Origin of the sequence: Sphingobacterium deserti (assembly GCF_000757725.1) — a bacterium.
GTDB classification, from domain to species: Bacteria; Bacteroidota; Bacteroidia; order Sphingobacteriales; family Sphingobacteriaceae; genus Sphingobacterium; species Sphingobacterium deserti.
The window spans coordinates 79,029-101,274 of record NZ_JJMU01000008.1; the positions used below are offsets into that span (position 1 = coordinate 79,029).

16 protein-coding genes are annotated in these 22,246 nt (G+C 42.9%); 4 read left to right on the forward strand and 12 right to left on the reverse strand.

Annotated elements, in window-relative coordinates:
• On the reverse strand, positions 1-2,613 hold the full coding sequence (gene alaS / locus DI53_RS02620) for an alanine--tRNA ligase (protein WP_037495036.1): 2,613 nt from the start codon (positions 2,611-2,613) through the stop codon (positions 1-3).
• Between the two features lie 167 nt (positions 2,614-2,780).
• On the opposite strand from alaS, the gene DI53_RS02625 reads away from it, so the two are divergent.
• The 3 genes from DI53_RS02625 to DI53_RS02635 all read left to right on the forward strand — a co-directional run bounded on the left by DI53_RS02625 (position 2,781) and on the right by DI53_RS02635 (position 6,128).
• Entirely contained in the window at positions 2,781-3,632 is an 852-nt protein-coding gene (locus DI53_RS02625; RefSeq protein WP_037495037.1) for a universal stress protein, read from the forward strand.
• A 9-nt stretch (positions 3,633-3,641) separates the two neighbouring features.
• Positions 3,642-4,508, forward strand: coding sequence for a universal stress protein (locus DI53_RS02630; RefSeq protein ID WP_052071983.1), 867 nt, complete (start codon positions 3,642-3,644; stop codon positions 4,506-4,508).
• 273 nt (positions 4,509-4,781) lie between these two features.
• On the forward strand, positions 4,782-6,128 hold the full coding sequence (locus tag DI53_RS02635) for an OmpA family protein (protein WP_037495042.1): 1,347 nt from the start codon (positions 4,782-4,784) through the stop codon (positions 6,126-6,128).
• A gap of 580 nt (positions 6,129-6,708) precedes the next feature.
• On the opposite strand, the gene DI53_RS02640 is transcribed toward DI53_RS02635, so the two are convergent.
• From DI53_RS02640 to DI53_RS02675, 8 genes are all read right to left on the reverse strand, one after another.
• Entirely contained in the window at positions 6,709-8,475 is a 1,767-nt protein-coding gene (locus DI53_RS02640; protein WP_037495044.1) for an AMP-dependent synthetase/ligase, read from the reverse strand.
• Positions 8,476-8,655: 180 nt separating this feature from the next.
• The gene (locus DI53_RS02645) at positions 8,656-10,482 is read right to left on the reverse strand and encodes a DEAD/DEAH box helicase (protein WP_037495047.1); all 1,827 of its coding nucleotides are present in this window, start codon (positions 10,480-10,482) and stop codon (positions 8,656-8,658) included.
• Positions 10,483-10,598: 116 nt separating this feature from the next.
• Positions 10,599-11,210, reverse strand: coding sequence for an HPP family protein (locus DI53_RS02650; RefSeq protein ID WP_037495050.1), 612 nt, complete (start codon positions 11,208-11,210; stop codon positions 10,599-10,601).
• A 7-nt stretch (positions 11,211-11,217) separates the two neighbouring features.
• Positions 11,218-11,994 carry a 23S rRNA (guanosine(2251)-2'-O)-methyltransferase RlmB gene (gene rlmB / locus DI53_RS02655; RefSeq protein ID WP_037495053.1) on the reverse strand — a complete coding sequence of 259 codons (777 nt, stop codon included), beginning with the start codon at positions 11,992-11,994 and terminating at the stop codon, positions 11,218-11,220.
• A 117-nt stretch (positions 11,995-12,111) separates the two neighbouring features.
• Positions 12,112-13,929 carry a DNA polymerase III subunit gamma/tau gene (locus DI53_RS02660; protein ID WP_037495097.1) on the reverse strand — a complete coding sequence of 606 codons (1,818 nt, stop codon included), beginning with the start codon at positions 13,927-13,929 and terminating at the stop codon, positions 12,112-12,114.
• 398 nt (positions 13,930-14,327) lie between these two features.
• On the reverse strand, positions 14,328-15,221 hold the full coding sequence (locus tag DI53_RS02665) for an SDR family oxidoreductase (protein WP_037495056.1): 894 nt from the start codon (positions 15,219-15,221) through the stop codon (positions 14,328-14,330).
• A 210-nt stretch (positions 15,222-15,431) separates the two neighbouring features.
• Complete coding sequence (locus DI53_RS02670) at positions 15,432-15,884, reverse strand: ferritin-like domain-containing protein (protein ID WP_037495059.1); 453 nt, start codon at positions 15,882-15,884, stop codon at positions 15,432-15,434.
• A 105-nt stretch (positions 15,885-15,989) separates the two neighbouring features.
• Positions 15,990-17,738: an IlvD/Edd family dehydratase gene (locus tag DI53_RS02675; protein WP_241462357.1), complete on the reverse strand. Its 1,749-nt coding sequence runs from the start codon at positions 17,736-17,738 to the stop codon at positions 15,990-15,992.
• Positions 17,739-17,918: 180 nt separating this feature from the next.
• Here DI53_RS02675 and DI53_RS02680 point away from each other — a divergent pair, with 180 nt between their 5' ends.
• Positions 17,919-18,752: an alpha/beta fold hydrolase gene (locus DI53_RS02680; protein WP_037495062.1), complete on the forward strand. Its 834-nt coding sequence runs from the start codon at positions 17,919-17,921 to the stop codon at positions 18,750-18,752.
• Positions 18,753-19,011: 259 nt separating this feature from the next.
• Here the strand turns inward: DI53_RS02680 and DI53_RS02685 are convergent, their stop codons facing one another.
• From DI53_RS02685 to DI53_RS02695, 3 genes are all read right to left on the reverse strand, one after another.
• Positions 19,012-20,067: a DUF5074 domain-containing protein gene (locus DI53_RS02685; protein WP_037495066.1), complete on the reverse strand. Its 1,056-nt coding sequence runs from the start codon at positions 20,065-20,067 to the stop codon at positions 19,012-19,014.
• Positions 20,068-20,382: 315 nt separating this feature from the next.
• A complete protein-coding gene (locus DI53_RS02690; RefSeq protein ID WP_131555156.1) occupies positions 20,383-20,859 on the reverse strand; it encodes a DUF6438 domain-containing protein in 477 nt (158 codons plus the stop codon).
• Positions 20,860-20,969: 110 nt separating this feature from the next.
• Positions 20,970-22,193: a hypothetical protein gene (locus tag DI53_RS02695; RefSeq protein ID WP_206537978.1), complete on the reverse strand. Its 1,224-nt coding sequence runs from the start codon at positions 22,191-22,193 to the stop codon at positions 20,970-20,972.
• Positions 22,194-22,246 lie beyond the last annotated feature (53 nt).

Consider the following 22,246-nt stretch of genomic DNA (forward strand, 5'->3'; position numbering starts at 1 on the left):
CTATTTTACAAAGTCTTTTGCCCGTGCTATTGCTGTGGCTAAACCGCTGCTCAATTTTCCACCGGCAGTCGCAAAAAACGGCTGTCCACCACCGCCCCCTTGAATATCTTTCGCTAGATCTTTCACAATATTACCTGCGTTCCAGCCTCGCTCCTTCGCCAATTCATCCGATATAGCTACGGTCAGGTTGGGCTTACCATCGAAGTCGGCACCTAACACGAGGAACAAGTTTTCCATCTGTCCCTTCAACGCGTACGCCAATGTTTTCACCGCATCCGCATTGGGCAAATCTACCTGAACAGCTAAAAAGTTCACCGTTCCAATAGTTTCAAACTTAGCTTCCAGCTCTTTTTTCAAAGCTAAAGAGCGCTCGCGGATGCTATTTTCTATCTCCTTGCGCAGCCCACTGTTTTCCTCAATCACTTTGCCCATTGCCGATACAAAATCCTTTGGGTTGTTTAGCAACTCGCGCATCTTACTAACCAGTTCAAATTGTTCGCGAATCACGGCGTAAGCATGGGTGCCGGTGATGGCTTCAATACGGCGCACACCAGCTGCTACCGCCGATTCCGATGTAATCTTGAAAAAGCCAATTTGTCCGGTAGCAGGAACGTGTGTACCACCGCAAAGCTCTTTAGAAAAGCCGTTTTCAAATGTTATCACCCTTACATAATCGCCGTATTTTTCACCGAACAGTGCCGTTACGCCGGCATCAAGAGCTTCTTGGAATGGCACCATCCGCTCTTCTCGCAAAGGTATGTTCCGACGTATCTTGGCATTCACAATATCCTCCACTTGCTTAATCTCTTCGGCTGTAATCTTGGCAAAGTGCGAAACGTCGAAACGTAAAAGATCAGCGTTAACCAATGAACCTTTTTGGTTGACATGATCTCCCAACACCTCCTTCAACGCAGCATGGAGCAAGTGCGTCGCCGAATGATTGCTTTCCGTATCAACACGCTTGTCTTTATCTACGGTGGCTTTGAAATCGCCTTCCAAAACAGAAGGAAGTTCATTCACCAAATGAACAATAAGCCCGTTTTCCTTTTTCGTATCTTGAATGATGACTTTATCGTTCGATTCAGAAAGTAAAATCCCGGTGTCTCCCACTTGCCCACCACCTTCAGGATAGAACGGCGTTACGGATAAAACAAGTTGGTATTGGTCTTTGCCTTTCGCTGTAACCTTACGATATTTCAGCACTTGGGTAGTCGCTTCCAAGGTATCGTAGCCTACAAACATACTTTCTTCGTCTTCCTGCACCGAAACCCAATCCCCGGTATCAATTGTGGTAGCTGCGCGGGAGCGATCTTTTTGTTGCTGAAGCGCCTTTTGAAAGCCATCCATATCAACATGGAGTCCTTTCTCGCGAGCCAGTAAATCTGTTAAATCTATTGGAAACCCAAAAGTATCGAAAAGCTCAAAAGCAAAATCGCCATCTACCGCTGTATGGTCAACAGCATAGTTTTCAAAACGCTGTATGCCCGTGGTGAGGGTTCTCAAGAAAGACACCTCCTCCTCCAATACCACTTTTTGTACAAAACCTTGCTGTTGTATCAATTCATCAAAAACGCCTTCAAATTGTTTTGCTAACAAAGGAACAAGTTCGTTAAGGAAGGGCGCTTTAAAGCCTAAGAATGTATAAGCATAGCGCACTGCCCGACGCAAGATTCGGCGGATAACGTAACCTGCTTTATTGTTGGAAGGTAATTGACCATCTGCTATCGCAAAGCTTACTGCACGGATATGATCCGAGAGTACACGCATTGCAATATCCGTTTTTTCATCGGCACCATATTGAATAGCGGAACGTTCGGCGATATATTGAATGATAGGTTGAAATACATCTGTATCGTAGTTGGACGTCTTACCTTGAATGGCACGTACCAGGCGTTCAAATCCCATACCGGTATCGATGTGCCTTGCTGGTAAGGGTTCTAACGAACCATTTTTCAGGCGGTTGAATTGCATAAACACCAAATTCCAGATTTCAATCACCTGCGGATGGTCTGCATTCACCAAATCCTGACCGCGCTCCTGCTGGCGTTCAGCATCGTTGCGCATGTCAAAATGTATTTCCGAGCAAGGTCCACAGGGGCCTGTTTCACCCATTTCCCAGAAATTATCTTTCTTATTGCCCAACAGAATACGATCTTCCGGGATCAACGCCTTCCAAAAGTCGAATGCTTCATCGTCACGCCCTAAGCCCTCCTTTTCGTCACCTTCGAAGATCGTCACATATAGACGGTCTTTGTCTAGTTGGTAAACATCAGTGAGTAGTTCCCAAGCCCAACTGATCGCTTCCTTTTTAAAGTAATCTCCGAATGACCAGTTGCCTAACATTTCAAATAAAGTATGGTGATAGGTATCAATACCTACCTCCTCTAAATCGTTATGCTTGCCAGACACGCGCAAACAGCGTTGTGTGTCAGCCACACGTGTATATTTGGCCTGCGCCTCACCTAAAAAATACTCCTTAAACTGGTTCATCCCCGCATTGGTAAACATCAAAGTCGGATCATTTTTTACAACGACGGGTGCCGAAGGAACAATTTGATGGGATTTACTTTTGAAAAAACTTAAATAAGCTTCACGTATCTCTTTACTGGTCATGGACTACTAAACTTTTTTTATTGTGCGAAGTTAATTAAAAATGATTGGTCTTCCAATGCACATTCTTCGGAAGCATGTATTGCGTGCTAATCTGACAGTTTGCAGGTCTAGCCTGAATTTATTTTAACATATTTTACGTACATTTATACAGTAACCCACATATTTTTATGAAGAAACTCCTTGTACCTACTGATTTTTCAGACAACGCATTTTTAGCCGCGCAGTATGCAGCTGAGCTCTGCAAGAAACAGAAATACAGCCTGCACCTGATTCATTTTTATACTGCTACGTCATCCGCATTTGATGATCTTGAACAACCTATAGACACGGAGGAATCTGACTTATTGAAGGCCGATATAACTATAAAAGAATGGGCCGATCGACTAAAAGCGCGTTATCCAGAGCTGTTGATATCTTTTCACAATGAACGTGGTCTTTTGGATGAAGGATTGCAGAAAGAAGCCGCTCGTGAAGGTTATGCCGCAATTGTTATGGGAACCACCGGTGTTACGGCAGACAAGAATATCTTTTGGGGAAGCAATACCGCTTTAATAACGGCAAAATCGCCTATTCCTGTTATTGCGGTGCCCAATAAAGTAATTAGCCCACAGATGAACAAAGTTGGTTTATTAACGAATTTTAATCAGGAAGAGCTACTTACCTTGCATGAGTTTTTACATATTTTTAAAGACAACATCGACCTCAGTCTGATCCACGTCTTTAAAGAATCGGATTCTGAAACATCAGTTAACGCTAGGCTGGATTCTTGGCAATTCAATATCCAGGAGTTTTCAGCCGTTCAGCATATCGAAAAGCTTATTGCGCCAGTTGTGAAAGATGATAAAGACCTTGATACTATCCCTGAAGTAGTCGCCCAGTTAATCGAAGAAAATAACCTTGATATTATCTTGGTGTCAAAAAGTAGGAAGACTTTCTTCGAGCGGCTTTTCACATCATCCGTTTCAAAAGCGATCACATTGGCACTACAAAAGCCTGCATTTTTTGGTAAAACTATTTAATTTTCAATCATGAAAAAAATATTAATTCCCGTAGACTTCTCTGAGTATTCCCAATGTGCTGTAGATTATGCCTGCCAACTTCCGCTGGTACAAAGCGGTGTTCAGGAGCTGGAATTGGTACATGTATTTACTAACCAGTCAAATCTATATGTAAATAGAGAGTTCCGCACAACTTTACAAGACCCTCAGGTGGAGGTCGCGAAAGTAGAAATGGAAAAATTAAAGGAAGTTATACACCTCAGATACCCTAGCGTAAACTATCATGAGCTATTTAGGTCCGGAAACCTCTACGAAGAAATCAGCAAAGTAACAGCCGAATTCGCGTATGATGCTGTGATGATGGGCACAAAAGGGACATCGGGCTTAGAAGCCTTATTTCTCGGAAGCAACACCTACGACGTGATATTGAACACGAGAACTCCTGTTGTTGGCGTTCCGAAAGGATCAACCACTTTTAAAAAGGAGCGTATCGGACTGCTGTGCAACTTTAAGCCATCAGAAATCGAAGCTTTACAACAAGCTATCAACCTTTTTGGAAAGGGTTTTGAATTGATCCTTATCCATGTGAATAAGGATGACCGCGACATTAGACTGATTGATGAGCAATTTAAAAATTGGATCAACGAAATTATTCAAATGACAGGTGTAGAGAATATTTCCTACACTGTCAAGTCGCAGGCTTTGTACAACCGCGCCGTAGAAAACATTTCACATGCCATTAGCAATGCGCTTATCGATGAGCAAATAGACATTATGCTTGTGACAAAAAGCAGAAAGAGCTTTTTCAGACAAATTATGGGCGAAAATATTGTCCGTAAATTGGCCTATAATATGCCAATACCTACGCTGTTTGCACGCGTGCACGCAAAAGCGTAGCAAAATTCTCTCTTAAATTCTCTGTCGGGGCTATCCGCAATATTTCTTAGTATGTTGCGGATAGTCTTTCAAAAGAATGATCAACCATTAGCCACGCTAAGGCTTGAATCACTGCAGATCTGGCTGTTCTGTATCAAAATCAACGATCATCGTTACTGTCAAAAAGAAACTACAAAATTTGTGACCGATTGATTTATCGAGGTACTCATATTTTTTTGGCAAAACAATTGCATGAGATGAAACATCTATAACACAATTAGCATTATTTCTTATATGGGAAACTTCAACTTTAAAAAAAACGTAGCCTTTCTAGGGTTATCGTTTATGATTGGTGGCCTATCCATGGCACAGGCGCAAAACACGACCACTATTGAAGGGACGACTCCACTGGGATCGGAAACGCAATACAGAACCTGGTCTATCGGCGTCAATGCAGGTCTATTAAATCAAGGAAACATTTTTGGTTTTAATCAAGATGTATTCACGAAGCTGGAGCATAATGTAGGCTACAGCGCGTACATTAAAAAACAACTGTCTCCATCGTTTGGCATCAAGGCACAGTACTTAGGCGGTAAAGTGGGTGGAACTAACGAGAGCGCAACCACTGGAGAGATTTCTGCATTTGAAACTTCCGTACCATGGTCTGCCGCCTTATCGGGTGAGTGGACGATGGCAAACACCAACTGGCGTTTGTTCAACAGCATTATCAAGCCTTATGCTGCAATCGGATTAGGTGCGATGAACTTCGAAACCATGACAACGATCGATGGTACAGATTTTACCGCTGACAAGCAAACAAAACTGTATGTACCGGTAGATTTTGGATTTAAGTTCGCGGTAGCGAAAGGAATTAACCTAGATTTAGGCTACCAATTGAATTGGGCAAACCAAGACTTCGACGGACGACCTGCCGGTCAATATAAAAACGACTTATTCTCGTATGCACATGCGGGTATTGAAATCGCTCTTGGTAATGGATCAAAACCTGCACTTAACAACTCTAACCCCGTTGCCACGCTTGTGAATGATTACACAGCGAAGTACGACGATTTAAAGGCAGAACGTGACGAACTTGTTGCCGCGAACAACGCACTGAAGTCGCAAATGGAAACGTTAAACCAGGAACTACAGGATGATGACGGAGATGGCGTAGCCAACAAATACGACAAATGTCCGAATACACCGGCTGGCGTAAAAGTTGACGGAGCGGGATGTCCACTGCCGGAAATGAAAAATGAAACCCGAGTGATCGAGAAAATTGTCGTTACTGAAGAAGACAGAAAAGTTGTTGATGAAGCCATTAAGAATTTAGAGTTTGACTTGAGCAAATCAACTATTCGTTCGTCCTCATTCCCATCGTTAAACCGTGTTGCATCATTGCTTATCGAAAAGAATTTCAGCTTGAAACTAGCCGGACACACCGATAACACCGGGTCGATGCAAATCAATATGCGTTTATCAAAAGAACGTGCAGAAGCCGTGAAAGCTTATTTGGTTTCTAAAGGCGCAAATGCTTCACGCATCGAAGCCACCGGCTACGGACCAAACCAGCCTATTGCAACAAATGCAACAGCAGAAGGCCGGCAAGCAAATAGACGCGTAGAGTTCACGCTGTATTAATAACTAAAAAAGACTTCTCGCTGCGGCGAGAAGTTTTTTTATTGTAGTGCGTTTTTTATTGTAGTGAGTAGTGCGTAATGCGATAGAAGTTGACGTCCCTGTGAGCCATAGGAACGATAGCGCGACAATCTCCAGTATCGGGTACTGAGATTAGATTATAGTAACTAGCACTTAGTATTTATACAGGTGTAGCACGTAAAGTCTGGAGCATCGCCTTATAAATTGTCACTTTTAATTTTCGAATTTTAAATCTTAGATGCTGACTTATACCTTCAAATTTTTAACTTTCAACTTTCTATTCGAGCGTAGCGAGCTCATCGAAGATATTTTCAATTATCACTTTTGATTTTTGACTTTTGACTTTCAACTCTCGATTCGAGCGTAGCGAGTTCATCGAAGATATTTTCAATTATCACTTTTGATTTTTGACTTTTGACTTTCAACTTTCTATTCGAGCATAACGAGCTCATCGAAGATATTTTCAATTATCACTTTTGATTTTTTACTTTTTAATTTTTACTTTTTAATTTTTACTTTTTACTTTTTAATTTTTACTTTTTAATTTTTACTTTTTACTTTTTTAATCAAACATCCCCTCATATTCCTTCACGTAGCGCTTCATAATCTCGCGTCGCTTCATTTTCAATGTGGGCGTAAGCTCGCCGCGTTCAATACTAAACTCCTCGGGCAGTATCGCTATCTTTTTAATCTGTTCCCAATTTCCAAAATGTTTATTTGCCAACTTCACTTCCTGATTAACCCGTTTATAAATCGCTGCTGCGGATAAAAATTGTTCCTTTGGTAGGGTTGCCAAAGCGGGCTCATTTTCTTTCGCCCAGTCTTTTAGATTTGCGTAATGCGGAACAATAAATGCACCTGCATATTTCATACTATCACCTACTACCATCGCCTGCTCAATGTAGGGCGATTCAACCAATTTTGTTTCGATAGGCTGCGGAACGATATATTTACCGCCGGATATTTTAAACATCTCCTTTTTTCGATCAATGATTTTTAAGAAGTTACCATCAACCCATTTGCCGATATCGCCCGTGTAAAGCCAACCATCTTTCAGCACTTCGTTTGTTGCCTCAGGGTTTTTATAGTAGCCCTGCATAACGTTCGGCCCTTTTACAAGGATCTCGCCATCCTCCGCCAATTTTATTTCGACACCCTTAACAGCATTGCCTACCGTTCCCACGCGGATGCCGCGGTTGTAGAAATTTACAGCCAGCAAAGGCGATGCTTCCGTAAGGCCATAGCCCTCGAATATAGGGATACGCGAAGCAAGTAATACACGTATAATCCGGGACTGCAAAGAAGCGCTTCCAGAAACGACAGTAACCAATTCTCCACCTAATGCCTCATGAAACTTATTCAACACCAGGCGTCTGGCGAGTGAGAGCTTTTGTTTATACACGAAGCCATTTGTTTGGCCAGTCGGATCAAAATCAGCAGCGACAGCTATCGCCCAATTAAACAGCGCTTTTTTCAACCCGGTCAGAGTCGAGCCCGTTTTCATAATATTTTCAAACACCTTCTCCATTATACGTGGCACAGCTGTCATGATATTCGGCCGTATCTCTTTCATATGTTCGCCGATGCGTTCTATCCCTTCTGCAACATACACGGTAATACCTATATAGAAATAGGTATAGATCACCATCCGCTCGTAGGCATGGCAAGGAGGAAGAAAGGTTAGCGCTCTTGCATAGGCTTCCAGCGGCGTCGCTTCGCGCGCCGCAAACACACTGCTCAATATGTTTCCATGCGTAAGCATCACGCCTTTTGGCTTTCCTGTTGTCCCCGATGTATAAATCAGTGTAGCCAAATCGTCAGTCACTACCATGCCCTTTAATTGATCGATTTCTTCGTCGGTGCGTTCACGGCCGATCTCAATGAGGTCTTTCCAATTTCTGGAATCCGCAAACTCATTGATTGCGAAAATATACTGGAGTGAATAAATGGAGTCTTTAAGGTTACAGATGCGCTGGTATAGGTTTTTATCACTCACTATACAAACGCGTATTTCCGCATCATTAAATATAAATTGATAATCTGCATCCGTAATATTGGGATACATGGCCACAGTTACCGCGCCAATTTGCTGAATAGCAAAGTCGACCACATGCCACTCATAGCGGCTCTCTGCAATGAGTCCCACCTTATCTCCTGGCCGCACGCCGAGTGCCAACAAGCCCTTCGAGAGGGCGCGTATGTCGGCAATAAACATGGCTGTTGTTATCTTTTGCCACTGCCCCGCTACCTTCCGAGAAAACATATCCAAATCAGGATAAAGTTCCAATTGCCGATAGGCCAGATCAAATATTCTATGTAGGTTATTCATATAACAAATAATTTTTTAGGATAAAAAAGAAGAATTATCCCTTACTATAGATAGAAAACGTCGCCGTAGCGTATTTGTTCAAAGGGGCATCACGCGCTATAGTTATGTATGGTCAACCCCATACAATATAAAAGGCCAGACACTTTTAAAAATGCCTGGCCTTTATAAAAAAAAGAATGATTAATACTTCGAACGCGATGTTGATTTTTTACCAGAGAAATCTCTGAAACCGCCACCAGATTCGCCTCTGTCTCTTGATCCGCGTCTGTCGCCGCGTGATGATGAGCGTTCGCCACCACGGTAGCGATCACGATCGCCGCCACGGTTTCTATCGCCACCACGTGAACGACCACTGCGGCCTTCTGAACGACCTCCACCAGCTTCGCCTGATATTTCGACGCGCACTTGACGACCGTTGAAATCTACACCTTTAAATCCGTCAAAGACTCTGTTAACTTCAGCATCTTCAACTTCGAAAAATGTGAAGACACCTTTTAGATCAATCTTACCAATTGATTTTCCAGAAATCTTCGTCGTGTTGCAAATGAAACCAAGCATATCTCCACGGCTAAACTCATCCACAGAACCTAAGTTCAAGAATAGGCGAGTGTACCCTTTAGATGATCGCATTGGACGTTCGCCACGTTCACCTCTATCACTATCCCTTCTGCTATCACGAGCATCGATATTTAAATCAGGTGCATTTTGATAGTATTCCAAGAAGCGATTGAATTCCAATGAAGCGAAGCGCTTGATGATATCCTCTTTAGAAAGATCCTGCATGCTTTCCATAATTTTAGGAATGAATGGCGCGATCTGCTCTTCGTTAATATCAACATTGTGTACTTTATCGATCATTTTGAAAAGTTGTTTTTCACAAACCTCTGCTCCTTGTGGAACTTCTTTCTTTTCGAACGGTTTGCCAATGATCTTTTCAATATGACGGATCTTGCTTTGTTCTTTGATATTCACCAATGACAGGGAAATACCAGTTTTACCCGCACGTGCTGTACGACCTGAACGGTGCGTATAGTTTTCAACCTCATCAGGTAGCGAGAAGTTGATTACGTGCGTTACATCATTCACATCAATACCACGTGCTGCAACATCCGTAGCGATCAATAATTGAAGGCTACGCTCGCGGTAGCGCTTCATTACTTTATCACGTTGCTGTTGAGATAGATCTCCGTGTAATGAATCGGCATTATAGCCGTCTTTCACTAAAGCTTCTGCAATTTCTTGCGTTTCAATCTTTGTACGGCAGAAAACAATACCGAAAATTTCGGGATAGAAATCCACAATACGTTTGAACGCCGCATATTTATCTTTAGCCCTAATTAAATAATAATGGTGTTCAATGTTTGCATTTCCTGTGTTTTTCGCACCTACAGTAAGCTCAAAAGGATTGCTCATATAGTTTTGCGCTATACGACGAACCTCTTTAGGCATAGTAGCTGAAAATAACCAGGTTTTTTTGCTGTCTGGAGTTTCCGAAAGAATATTGTTGATATCCTCTTGGAATCCCATGTTCAACATTTCATCTGCTTCATCCAACACGACATATTTAACGTCGGAAAAATCGATGGCATTTCTGCCGATGATGTCTAACATACGGCCGGGAGTAGCGACAACAATCTGCACTCCGCGACGGATTTGACGCAACTGATCAGAGATGTTTGCTCCACCATATACCGCAACAACATTTACATTGTCGATGTACTTAGCGAATTTCTCAAGATCTTTTGCGATTTGTAAACACAACTCACGAGTAGGACATAATACTAGTGCCTGTGGGTGTTTTTGAGTAAAGTCAATTAACTCTAATAATGGAAGACCAAATGCCGCGGTCTTTCCTGTGCCGGTTTGGGCTAATCCGACAAAATCGTCGTTACCAGTCAGTAATACAGGAATGGCTTTTTCCTGGATGGGAGATGGTTTTTCAAAACCGATCTCAGCGATGGCATTAACAACTTCATGACGGATTCCCAAGTCTAAAAATGGGTTCATGAAATAAAATATACAATAGGCTCTATTGCCTAAGGCGGTGCAAAGATAGGAAAAATATCTGAGTTAAAAAAGACTTTGATCATACATATGTCACAAAATCAAGAACATTCATCCTTTCAAAGGCTTTTCTGCTGAACTCGCCGCTCTTTTATCGATTTGCGACGCGATGATCGCAGCCGCGACAACTTTGATGGATAATGCCGCTTACTTGTGATGTTATTAAATATAAGCGCGACGACGAATAAAATCAGGCAGCCTGTAAGCACAGGACTAAGGACATACCAATAACCCATGGATGCTATTTTCGTACCACTGCTCACGGCAATAAGTGCTGTCGCCCCTCCGGGAGGATGCAGCGTACGCGTGACCTGCATGCCCACAATAGACGACGCGACAGCCAGCGGAGCGGTCAACCAAATAATGTCGGGTAAAACCTGCGCCACTGTTACGCCAGCAATTGCAGAAACTACATGGCCACCGATCAAGTTACGCGGTTGTGCCAAAGGGCTTTGGATCGCACCGTACACCAAAACGGAAGAGGCTCCGAAGGAGCCTATCAGAAATACATTTTCAGAAACAGGAAGGCTGAGTGATTGTAAAAAAGCAATCAAAAAGATCCCGACAAACGCCCCTAGAAAAGACCAAAAATGTTCACGCGGGTCGACGAGCGTTTCTTTGTAAAAAACGTATCGATAAACGCGAAGCTGTCTATATAGGTGCTTTTTCAAACGAAAACTATTTAATATTACGCTGACGGATGGCTTCGTAAATTACGACAGCAGCGGAAACTGAAACATTTAGAGAACCTATTTCACCAAACATCGGGATTTTAGCCAACTTATCGGAGATGCGAATGAGATCATCCGAAACGCCTACATCTTCTGCTCCCATGATGATACAGGTCGGCGTGGTATAGTCAACATCGTAAATAGAATCCTCTGTTTTCTCTGTACTCACCACCAGCTGCACGCCAGATTCTATCAAAAATCGTCCTACCTTACCCAGAGAATCTTGCCGGCATACCGGGATTTTATAAAGCGCACCGGCGGAGGTCTTTATTGCATCAGGATTGATCTCAGCAGACCCTTTTTTAGGTACAATGATAGCATGTATACCCGCACATTCCGCAGTACGAGCGATCGCGCCCATGTTCCGTACATCGGTCACGCCATCGAGCATCAACAGAAAAGGTGTTTCGCCTTTCTCATAAATAGCTGGAAGAATATCTTCGATATTGTGGTAAGTAATCGGCGAGATAACCCCGATCACGCCTTGATGGTTTTTCCGCGTGATGCGGTTTAGCTTTTCTACAGGAACTTGCTGAAAACTAAGATTATGTTCTTTCAACAGTGCTTTTAGTTCCAAGAACAAGCTTCCGCTCAATCCGCGCTGAACAAATATAGATTCTATTTCTTTGCCGCTGTCAATAGCTTCTATAACTGCACGAATACCAAATACCATTTGATTTGACTCTCTCTTCTCGCCCCTATCGCGCTGTTGAAAATGTTGCATTATTAATAAATTAAAAAGTATGAATAAAAAACTCGCTTAAGAAGGCTAATTACCCCGTTAGCGAATTTCAGGGCAAAGATACAAAAAAAGAAAGTGCAATTCGGGGAGTACGCCAGATTAACTCAAACCGAGATTAAACGCCTTTCTCAACGTTTCAAGAGCGGGATTTTTAGAAACCATGGCTTGGTATTTTTCTTGCGAGGTGTAGGGCTTACGTACTTTGGTCATTTCGACCTGAACACCCTTTAAGTCTAGCGCGAAATTACTGAGCTCAACACGTAGGTAATTTAAGATGTCAATCTTACCCACTTTTAAGTCTTCCATTTGTACCGCATTTTCGACATCCACTTCAATCAAGGTACCGTTGAGTCGTGGTGTATTAGCGGTCATTATGGTGTACAGGGTAACACGGGTTGTTTTTTTCAGACCCTCCGCAAATGCATTCCATTTTGTCAAAAATACGTTCAGGGTAATTTCATGATAAGCATTTCCTTCTACTAACGCATTCTCTTCTGATTCTTCAGCAGGCTTTTCTTCAAAGATGGTGTTGAGGTTGGGAATATCGATAGAAGAAGAAACCTTGCCCCACCCTTTTTTAGGTGCAGCGCTGCTGTTTGCTTCAGCGGGCTTAGCTGCCGGTTTAATCGCAGCATTAACCACGGTTTGGGTCTGTTGTTCGACCTTAACCGTTGTCACTTCATTAGTGATGGCTGTATTGATGGGCTTGCTATCCGGCAGAACAGGAGCTTTCTGCGGTGTCGCTACGGGTTGCTCAGGGAGTTTTTTTTTTAGCTCAGTCGATGCTGAGGGCACAAAACTTCCTTGCTTACTCAGCAGTATGGCCGCCGATAGATGACACATTTTCAATAGTGCCAGTTCCACTTGCAAACGTTGGTTTTTGCTATTTTTGTAATTGATTTCGCATTGGTTTGCGATATTAAGCGCAGACAACAATAGTCCAGAACTTAACGCCTGCGATTGTTCCAGGTACTTCCGTTTGATATTATCACTTACATCCAGCAGCTTCAACGTAGCTGGTTCTTTAGACACCAACAGATTGCGGATATGCGTAGCTAAGCCACTAATGAAATGACCGCCATCAAAACCGCTGTTCAAAACCTGATCAAAAATAAGCAAAGTTTGTGCGGCGTCTTCCCCAGCGATACGATCTACCAATTGAAAATAGTAATCGTAATCCAGAATATTCAGGTTATCTATTACCGCTTGATAGGAGATATTCTTATTTGAAAAGCTAGCAATCTGATCAAACATAGACAAGGCGTCCCGCAGTCCACCATCCGCCTTCTGCGCAATGATGTGAAGACCATCGGATTCAAAGGTAATGGATTCCCGTTGGGCGATGGAGGCCAAATGCGTAGCCATATCTTCCACTTTGATTCTATTGAAATCAAAAATCTGGCAACGCGAAAGAATGGTTGGAAGAATCTTATGTTTCTCCGTTGTGGCTAAGATAAATATGGCGTAAGAGGGCGGCTCTTCCAGCGTTTTTAAAAACGCGTTAAAAGCAGCCTGTGAAAGCATGTGCACCTCATCGATAATATATATCTTGTACTTGCCGGCTTGCGGCGGGATGCGCACCTGCTCAATCAGGCTACGAATATCATCTACCGAATTGTTTGAGGCCGCATCGAGCTCATGGATGCTGAAAGAATTCCCATTTTGGAATGATTTACAGCTATCACAGGTACCACAGGCTTCAACGTTTTCTGTAATGTTTTCACAATTTATCGTCTTGGCCAAGATACGCGCACTGGTCGTCTTCCCTACCCCTCGCGGGCCGCAAAAGAGAAACGCCTGTGCCAGCTGATTGTTGTGGATGGCATTTTTTAGTGTGCCCGTAATATGCCCTTGACCCACGACAGAGTCGAAGGTAACCGGGCGATATTTCCGTGCCGAAACAATAAAATTATCCATTGCACGAAGATAGAAAGTTAAATCTGAAAATTGAAAAGTAAAAGTATAAAAACCTGTAGAGCCTGTCCATTCCAAGGCAAAAAAATTCCAGCGCTTAATAGCCTGTTCACGATTCGGGTCACCATGATAATCCTTATCCCTCCTATTGTAACTGCTACATACCCGAATGCTATCCAAACCGCGCTACGCATCGACTTTATTTAAATATAGGCTCCTCCATGTACTAAATATGAAACGAATGATAAAAAGCACCATTGCCATTTGGCAAAAAGATAAAAAAATCCCGTGTCTCGCGACAGGGGATTCTATTAACAAAATTTAATTTCAAGTATTATTCCAACGTATAGAGGACATTTAAACGTCCCATTTGGTTTAAATTTTTTGGATTTTTTTCAGAATTAAGGATGTCCGCCGCCACCTGCTGCACCGTAGATTTGCCCGTTAGCATAGCTTGCTTCACTATCAGCAAGTTGCACAAATATAGATGCTAGTTCGGCGGGCTGTCCTGCCCTACCTAATGGCGTATCAGCACCAAAGTCGACCAGCGTCTCCGGATCTTTACTGCACGTTTGCAATGGCGTCCAAACAGGCCCGGGCGCAACGCCGTTGACACGGATACCTTTCGGCCCCAATTGTTTTGCCAATGACTTCACAAAGCTAACATTCGTCGCTTTCGTAAGCGCATAATCCAAAAGCTTCTCTTCCGGATCGTATGCCTGCACAGAAGCCGTCACAATAATGGCCGAACCTTCCGGCATATGCGGTAGTGCGGCTTTTGTAATCCAAAACGGTGCATACACATTTGTTTTCATCGTATCGTCAAAGCTCTCGTCCGGAATATCCAGTATGGAATCATAGGTTTGCTGATAGGCGGCATTGTTTACTAGTATATCTAATCCACCAAGCTGTTTGACCACATCCTCCACAAGCTGACGACAGAATCCTTTATCTCGAATGTCGCCTGGTATGCCTATTCCTTTTTGACCCGCTTCCTCAATGAGCGCAAGGACATCTGCAGCATCCTCCTCTTCGGCAGGTAGGTAATTGATTACAACGTCAGCTCCTTCCCGAGCAAATGCGATCGCTGCCGCCCGGCCTATTCCAGAGTCACCTCCGGTGATAAGGGCTAGTCTACCAGCGAGCCGCCCCGAACCGCGGTAAGAAGATTCGCCATGATCGGGCACCGGATCCATTTTTTTCGCCAATGCTGGGAAAGGCTGCGACTGCGCGGGGTATGGCGGCCGAGGATATTTCTTTACAGGGTTGTCACGTATTATTTTATTGTCTTTCATAGCAAAAGTGTTTTTATCTTTCCCTACGAACGGCGTTTAGTCCATTCGGTTTTGAGGAAACAACATCGACCTCATCAGCTGCACAGCCCAGCCACGGGAAAATTGCTGTAATAATAGGTCAGCCTGCCGTCCTTTCGACTTTTCAGATCAACTTATCATTCTGCTGGTATGGTGCCGCCACTGACATTTTTACGAAGCATGATTTGTTGCTTAGTGAGCTGCTTTTGTTGCGTCGCGTAAGCGCTTAATCTCATCATGCCCTTCTTTTACGCCCAGTGCTTGTTTCATCACCAACGATAAGGCATCTCCTGCCAAACTTGCGTGATCTAATGCAGCTTTATAAGCGGCTTTTATAGCATCTTCTCCACGTTCTGCCTCTTCCAGAATGCTTAAACGATCCGTACCCCCAAATAAAGATTTGACATCGATCCAGGCACGATGCAGCGACCCTGTAACGCTAGTTCCCGTTTCGGCATCGCCCCCTTCTCGCGCTACGACAAGACTTAGCTCTTGGCTAAATGCTCGGCTTTGCTCGCTGTAGCGTTGAAAAACGGCTTTTAAATCCAGGTTTTCGTCCTGAATATCCGCAATAGCTTTTTCAAAACCTGCTACTCTATCGTTATTGATTTCAATTAATTCGTTTAAAACTGCTAAATTTCCCATAATAACGGTGTTTAATATGTACCTAATTTTATAACTGAACGTTTATACCTATTTTATTACTTCTTACATGTTCTTTCTGTAGTAATGACATCTCCTTGGCAATAGCTAATGGGAATCACGCGTTACGGCATCTCCAGAACTGCCGCGCAGAAAGTCAAAATCGGCACCCAAATGCGCCTGCTGCACGTGGTCTTGATAAAGTTTTGCATATCCGCGCTCGGACACCGGATAGTTGGGTTTCCACCTTTTCCTACGCGCTTCAATAACCTCGTCGGAAAGCTCCACATTCAATGTTCTGCTTATCGCATCCAAGACAATTATATCACCCGTTTCAAGTAACCCAAATAAGCTTCCTGTAGCAGCCTCGGGTGATACATGCAACACCACGGTACCAAAGGCTGTACCACTCATCCGGCCATCAGAAATCCGAATCATATCCGTTATCCCCCGATCGAGCAATTTCTTAGGAATACCCATATTTCCCACCTCCGGCATACCCGGGTAGCCTTTTGGCCCCACATTTTTAAGTACGAGGATCGTATGCTCATCTACATCAAGATCAGGATCATCAATACGCGCCTTAAAATCCTCGATGTTTTCAAAAACGAAAGCTGGCCCTCGATGTCGCATTAGCTGTGAAGAAGCAGCCGAAGGCTTTAAAACGGCACCATTTTCACATAGATTTCCTTTCAGCACCCAAATGCCCGAATCCACCTTAACTGGTGAATCCATTGGCGCAATAATATTGTCATTGTGTGTTTCCGCATGCGACACATTTTCACCCATTGTTCTTCCGGTAACCGTCATCGCATCCCCATGCAAACGTTCTTTCAAATTGCGCATCACGGCGGGCAATCCGCCTGCGTAGTAGAAGTCTTCCATAAAGAATTCGCCTGAAGGCTGCAGGTTAACCAAAAGCGGAATATTCTTTTCTATACCTTCAAAATCTTCTATAGACAGCGGTACGCCCATGCGGCCCGCAATAGCCAAGAGGTGAATGATAAAATTTGTAGATCCGCCTACCGCAGCATTGGTCATGATTGCATTTTCAAACGCTTTACGGGTTAAAAGATGCGATAGCTTCACATCTTCGCGCACCATATCGACGATACGCGCACCCGAAAGTTGAGCTAAGACCTTCCTTCGAGCATCGACGGCGGGGATAGCGGCGTTATGCGGCAAGGTTAACCCCATAGCCTCCACCATTGTTGCCATAGTCGAGGCCGTACCCATAACCGCACAATGTCCAGGACTACGGCACATGGACGCTTCGGCCATATACATCTGCTCTTGGGTCATCAAGCCCGCGCGACTCTCTTCGCTGAATCGCCAAATGTCGGAAGTCGCAATGCTCTTATTTAAGTACCTGCCTGTTAGCATAGGCCCACCAGATACCATAATTGTCGGGATATCTACACTACAAGCCCCCATCAATAGCGCTGGCGTAGTTTTGTCACAACCGCAAAGCAGCACCACACCGTCAAGCGGATTGGCACGAATGGATTCTTCGACATCCATGCTTGCTAGGTTTCGAAACAACATGGCGGTAGGCTTCATTAAGGTCTCGCCCAAAGACATCACGGGAAACTCCAAAGGATACCCACCAGCTTCAAGCACGCCGCGTTTTACAGATTCTGCTAAATCCCGTAAGTGGGCATTGCACGGTGTCAATTCAGACCATGTATTGCAAATGCCAATTATCGGTTTGCCCGAAAACTCGTGATCCGGAATCCCCTGGTTCCGCATCCAAGCACGGTATATGAAACCATCTTTGCCTTTGCGACCAAACCATTCCGCACTTCTTAATTTTTTCTTTCCATCCATGTGTAATTCTTTACCAGTAGTGTCCGACATCGTTTATTGAACAAATGGCTCCTCATAACGTTTTTTCTAATCCCTCGTCACGCCTTTTCAGTCCGAACGCTTGTTTGGCAGCTTTGCTAGGCAGATTCATTCTACGAGCGTCACAAAGTTTTCCTTTCTTAAAACATAAATGGTTTTTGATAGTTCTTTTTTAAAGAAAATGTACGTTATATGGCAACAATCATAAACAAAACAGATACGGAAGAAGTAGGACTGCATGTCGCAGATTACGGATCGGGGCAACCCGTTATTTTAATTCATGGCTGGCCACTTAGCCACAAATCTTGGGAACAGCAAATACCTACGCTCGTTGATGCAGGTTACCGCGTCATCGCTTATGACAGACGTGGGTTTGGGGAGTCGGATAAACCATGGAGTGGCTACGATTACGACACACTGGCTGGCGATCTACATAAGGTAATCACCGAGTTACAACTTAGTAACGTGATCCTTGCTGGATTCTCTATGGGTGGTGGCGAAGTGGTTCGCTACATCAGCAAATATGGAGAGGATAATATCGCCAAAGTGGTTTTAATCTCATCGATTATTCCGTTGGTAAAACAAAAAGAGGATAACCCTGATGGCGTGCCTCCGGAAAAATTGGAGGAGATCGCGCAGGCTTTGAAAGATGACCGCGTAGGTTTCTTGAAAGGCTTCCACGAACAATTCTACGGCGTAGATAAGGATCCATCTGCGGTATCGAAGGGTCAACTGGATAACGACTTCATTATCGCGTCGCAAGCAGCGCCGCAAGCCACAGTAAAAGCAGCAGATGCCTGGGCAAATACAGATTTTCGGGCGGAGTGTGCCAACATCAGCGTACCCACGTTGATCATCCATGGTAAAAAAGATGCCACGGTGCCATTTGAAAGCGCCGGCCAGCAGGCAAGCTTATTAATTAAAAATAGCTTACTAATAACATATGATGACGCGGCCCATGGGTTAAATGTAACCCATGCCGAGCGCCTCAACAGTGATTTGATTGGCTTTTTAAGCACCCAATAAGAAGAATTTGGAGCAGCATTCGCTGGCACCATTATCTAGGAAGTGTTTTCTGTTATACCATTCTTCGGAATGGTATTAATGGGAAACGCTTTTTTTTGCACGTGCGTTGAGGTCACAGGCACAACTCACATCCTATATATCAAAGGATTTTTCAGCATGTAACGCCTCTGCAAGAGTTTGTTACAGTATATACATTTAAAGTTGCATGCTCGTAGGGTAATTTTTTGGGCACTGCTCCATCAGCACACGCTATCGTTTATTAATTTTTCAAGAAGCCTACGGTTCCTCTTCCCGAGGAATGTGACTGAAGTAACTTCCCGTTTAGGTCATAAATTAATATCTGACTGTCATCCTCATAAGGGCTATAAGCTGAAAGGAAAATCCGATCATCAATAATCGTTAAATCGTCGATGTATTTACGCGTCTTAGGAAAATCCGAACAGGTGAATAAGGGTTTTGCGGGAGCTTGTTGAGCCTTCGCATCCACAACATATACGTCAAGTCCTATCGTGAAATATAACTTACCTTTATTTACTTGGAGTTCATAAGCGTCGGCCATACCGCTCAATTTGGTTTGATGAATTATTTTTCCACCTGAATCTAATGTGTATATGTAAGCATTATTTTCATCCCATTCCCTGGTAAGGGCATAAACGTTTTGGTTATCCCCAATCATAGAAACTACCCTTCCTTTAGGTAAATTGCTAGTTCCTCTCACCGTGTTGGTCTCGCTGTCGATCAAAGATATTTGATTACTGGATGAACGGTCATTAGGCACGAATAGTATTCCATTAAGCATCACCATTGAAGGGATATAGCCAGGCATCGATATTCTCCTAGTCAGTGCAAGTGAATTCCTTTCTAGAATTGCAAGTTCACTAACCGGGCTTAACATTTCGCTATTACTAACATAGATGAACTTGTCGTTTAACACAATAGTGGTAGGGCTTTCCAAGCCAACGGAAGTTTCCGCAATCTTTTTTGCTGTGTACCGATTGCTAACAACTAATTTTTGGGAGTCATTGAAGACACAATAAAGTAAGCTATCTTTAATGGCTGCGCCACGCAACACATTTCCCATTTCTTCCCCGTTGGTCTTCACATAAATATCAAGGTCGATCGTTTTCAAATCGCTTGAAATAAAGTCCAGTCCTCCTCTAAAGTCCGAAAAGGTACCTTCATTAATAACGAATATTCCGTGCTCATACGGTCCTAAAGTTTGTTTATCCTCTGCTATTTCTGGATCTTTCTTGCATGAACCGATAACAATCATTAGCACGAAAGCCCATGCTTGAAACTTGGTTTGAATCTGCATACCTTTATTTGCTATTTATCACACAAAGATAATTAAACTTATATAAAATGAAATATTTTAGAACAAAAAGTAAAAATAAACACTATACCGGATTTATTAACACAATAAATAGCGCGAAAATCTATTGATATTATTCCTAGAAATCATATTGAATCAAGTTATTGTCGCTAAAATCATAATACAGCTAGTCATCTGATAGCAGAACTGGATGTCACGCCATATGATCTCATATATTAGTGACTTAAGTAAGCTCGTCATCGGAGCATTTTGATGACGAGCTTATATTAAAAAAAAGGTTAACTGGGCACAAATCAGTTATTTTGCAACATCCCATTTCATCTCATACACTAACCTATCGACATGTTCATAAAACTTCGTTAATTCGGGTGTCCCCCGTCCACCATAGTCATTGACTTTTTTCTCCTCCTCTTTGCCAAAGCGGATAGTCAAATTAACTGATGGGAGATCAGATACGTTACGGTTTCCATACATGTCTTGTAAATTTTGATAGTCCAGCTTATGAAGTAGCTTTACCAGTTCATTCCACTTTTCCTTTCCTACTTTTCCGGAAAATTTTCCTTTAAGCTTATTGGGAAGATGGTCACGGGCATCTAAAGTTACGGTGCCATCCGCAGTGAACTGTACCTTATACATGGGACAAAAGCCGAAACAAGGCGTTCGTTCTAGCAGTATACTATTTATTTTTGCTGGCTTATTAACCCCATTTTGTTTCGCACTTTTGCAAGAAGTAACAAGTGCTAAAATCATCAACAAAGGATAGATATATTTCATACAAGCTTTTGCTACCGTATGTCCAAAAATATTGCCAAAGTACACAACGCAAAAAAGACGGCCCTATCGGAACCGTCTTTTTAAAATTTTATTAAATGCTTAAAAGGTTGTTATAAACCTACTGTCCATCCTTTTGCCCACTCTGGAGTTGCTGTTCCAGCACCTGCGCCGGTAGCGTTAGCATTTTCAGTAAAAATTCTACTTACATCAGCACTAGCACCAATTGTACCCTGAGGAGAACCTGCAGGCACAGACATAATACCAACTGATTTAAGCAACACATTTTCGAATTTTACATTGGTTGCTTTTAATGTTCCATCAGCAACATAACCAATTCCTTCGTTATGTTCGACATCAAATCCAACGCCCCAATTGCTCAATACTAGGTTATCAAAAGTTCCCTTTGTACCAACTCTCAATTTAATAGCTTGTCTTTCCGAACCAACATTACCTCTTCCGATAAGGGTCATATTTTTGATTGTAGGATTCGAAATAGGATTTGCCAAGTGATTATTTGAGTTGTTATCGGCTTCGATACCTCTGTTACCTTTAGAAGCGGCTTCCTTCGCATACCAAAATTCATTGGTACCGTTCCATCCTTCTGTCCAGTCGAATTGATCATCTTCGTTTGCTGTTGCAACTAAATATTTGGTATTGACAGTGCCGCCAAACCACTCAAATCCGTCGTCAGAACCCTCGTGAACTTGAACATATTCAATCGTAGTACCATTACCAACACCAAACATAGATAAGCCGTTAAACTCTTTTGTAGAAGAATAAGCATATCCTGAATATTCGATTCTCAGGTATTTGATAGAACCAGAGTTATCATTAGCAACTGTACCACCATAAGTTAAACCTGAAACCTCAGCTGAGGCGGTCGCACCTGGATTAATTGGCGCCCGTCCGCAAATAACAACACCACCCCATGCTTGTTGCACTTTATCAGCAGCTGTCATAACAACTGGAGCTTCTTTTGTTCCTTCAACAAAGATTTGGCCACCTTGTGCTACAGCGATGTAACGAATTTCTTCTCCATCAACAAATTTTGTAGCTTCTACAATAACTCCAGGTTTAATAGTCAGCTTACCGCCAGACTCAATTTCTAACTTACCTGTTAGCTTGTACGTACCAGACTCTAACACTAAATTCTCACCCGATCTAATTTGGCCTTTAAGATTATTACGATCCACATCGACCGAAGGAATTTCAGTAGTGGGGTCATCACTACTACATGAAGTAGTAAACACGACAGCAGATGATGATAACGCCGCCAGTAATAATAGAGTAGAAATTGACTTTTTCATTATTTTTTTGCTTTTAATTCGTTTCATTAATTCAATGCAAATGAACTTATTTAGTATATCTTAGCGGTTAATTCTATATT

Excerpts from the sequence above, each read along its gene's own strand:
- alaS (WP_037495036.1), bottom strand. The coding sequence starts at position 2,613 with ATGACCAGTAAAGAGATACGTGAAGCTTATTTAAGTTTTTTCAAAAGT.
- DI53_RS02625 (WP_037495037.1), top strand. The coding sequence starts at position 2,781 with ATGAAGAAACTCCTTGTACCTACTGATTTTTCAGACAACGCATTTTTA.
- DI53_RS02630 (WP_052071983.1), top strand. The coding sequence starts at position 3,642 with ATGAAAAAAATATTAATTCCCGTAGACTTCTCTGAGTATTCCCAATGT.
- DI53_RS02635 (WP_037495042.1), top strand. The coding sequence starts at position 4,782 with ATGGGAAACTTCAACTTTAAAAAAAACGTAGCCTTTCTAGGGTTATCG.
- DI53_RS02640 (WP_037495044.1), bottom strand. The coding sequence starts at position 8,475 with ATGAATAACCTACATAGAATATTTGATCTGGCCTATCGGCAATTGGAA.
- DI53_RS02645 (WP_037495047.1), bottom strand. The coding sequence starts at position 10,482 with ATGAACCCATTTTTAGACTTGGGAATCCGTCATGAAGTTGTTAATGCC.
- rlmB (WP_037495053.1), bottom strand. The coding sequence starts at position 11,994 with ATGCAACATTTTCAACAGCGCGATAGGGGCGAGAAGAGAGAGTCAAAT.
- DI53_RS02660 (WP_037495097.1), bottom strand. The coding sequence starts at position 13,929 with ATGGATAATTTTATTGTTTCGGCACGGAAATATCGCCCGGTTACCTTC.
- DI53_RS02665 (WP_037495056.1), bottom strand. The coding sequence starts at position 15,221 with ATGAAAGACAATAAAATAATACGTGACAACCCTGTAAAGAAATATCCT.
- DI53_RS02670 (WP_037495059.1), bottom strand. The coding sequence starts at position 15,884 with ATGGGAAATTTAGCAGTTTTAAACGAATTAATTGAAATCAATAACGAT.
- DI53_RS02675 (WP_241462357.1), bottom strand. The coding sequence starts at position 17,738 with ATGTCGGACACTACTGGTAAAGAATTACACATGGATGGAAAGAAAAAA.
- DI53_RS02680 (WP_037495062.1), top strand. The coding sequence starts at position 17,919 with ATGGCAACAATCATAAACAAAACAGATACGGAAGAAGTAGGACTGCAT.
- DI53_RS02685 (WP_037495066.1), bottom strand. The coding sequence starts at position 20,067 with ATGCAGATTCAAACCAAGTTTCAAGCATGGGCTTTCGTGCTAATGATT.
- DI53_RS02690 (WP_131555156.1), bottom strand. The coding sequence starts at position 20,859 with ATGAAATATATCTATCCTTTGTTGATGATTTTAGCACTTGTTACTTCT.
- DI53_RS02695 (WP_206537978.1), bottom strand. The coding sequence starts at position 22,193 with ATGAAACGAATTAAAAGCAAAAAAATAATGAAAAAGTCAATTTCTACT.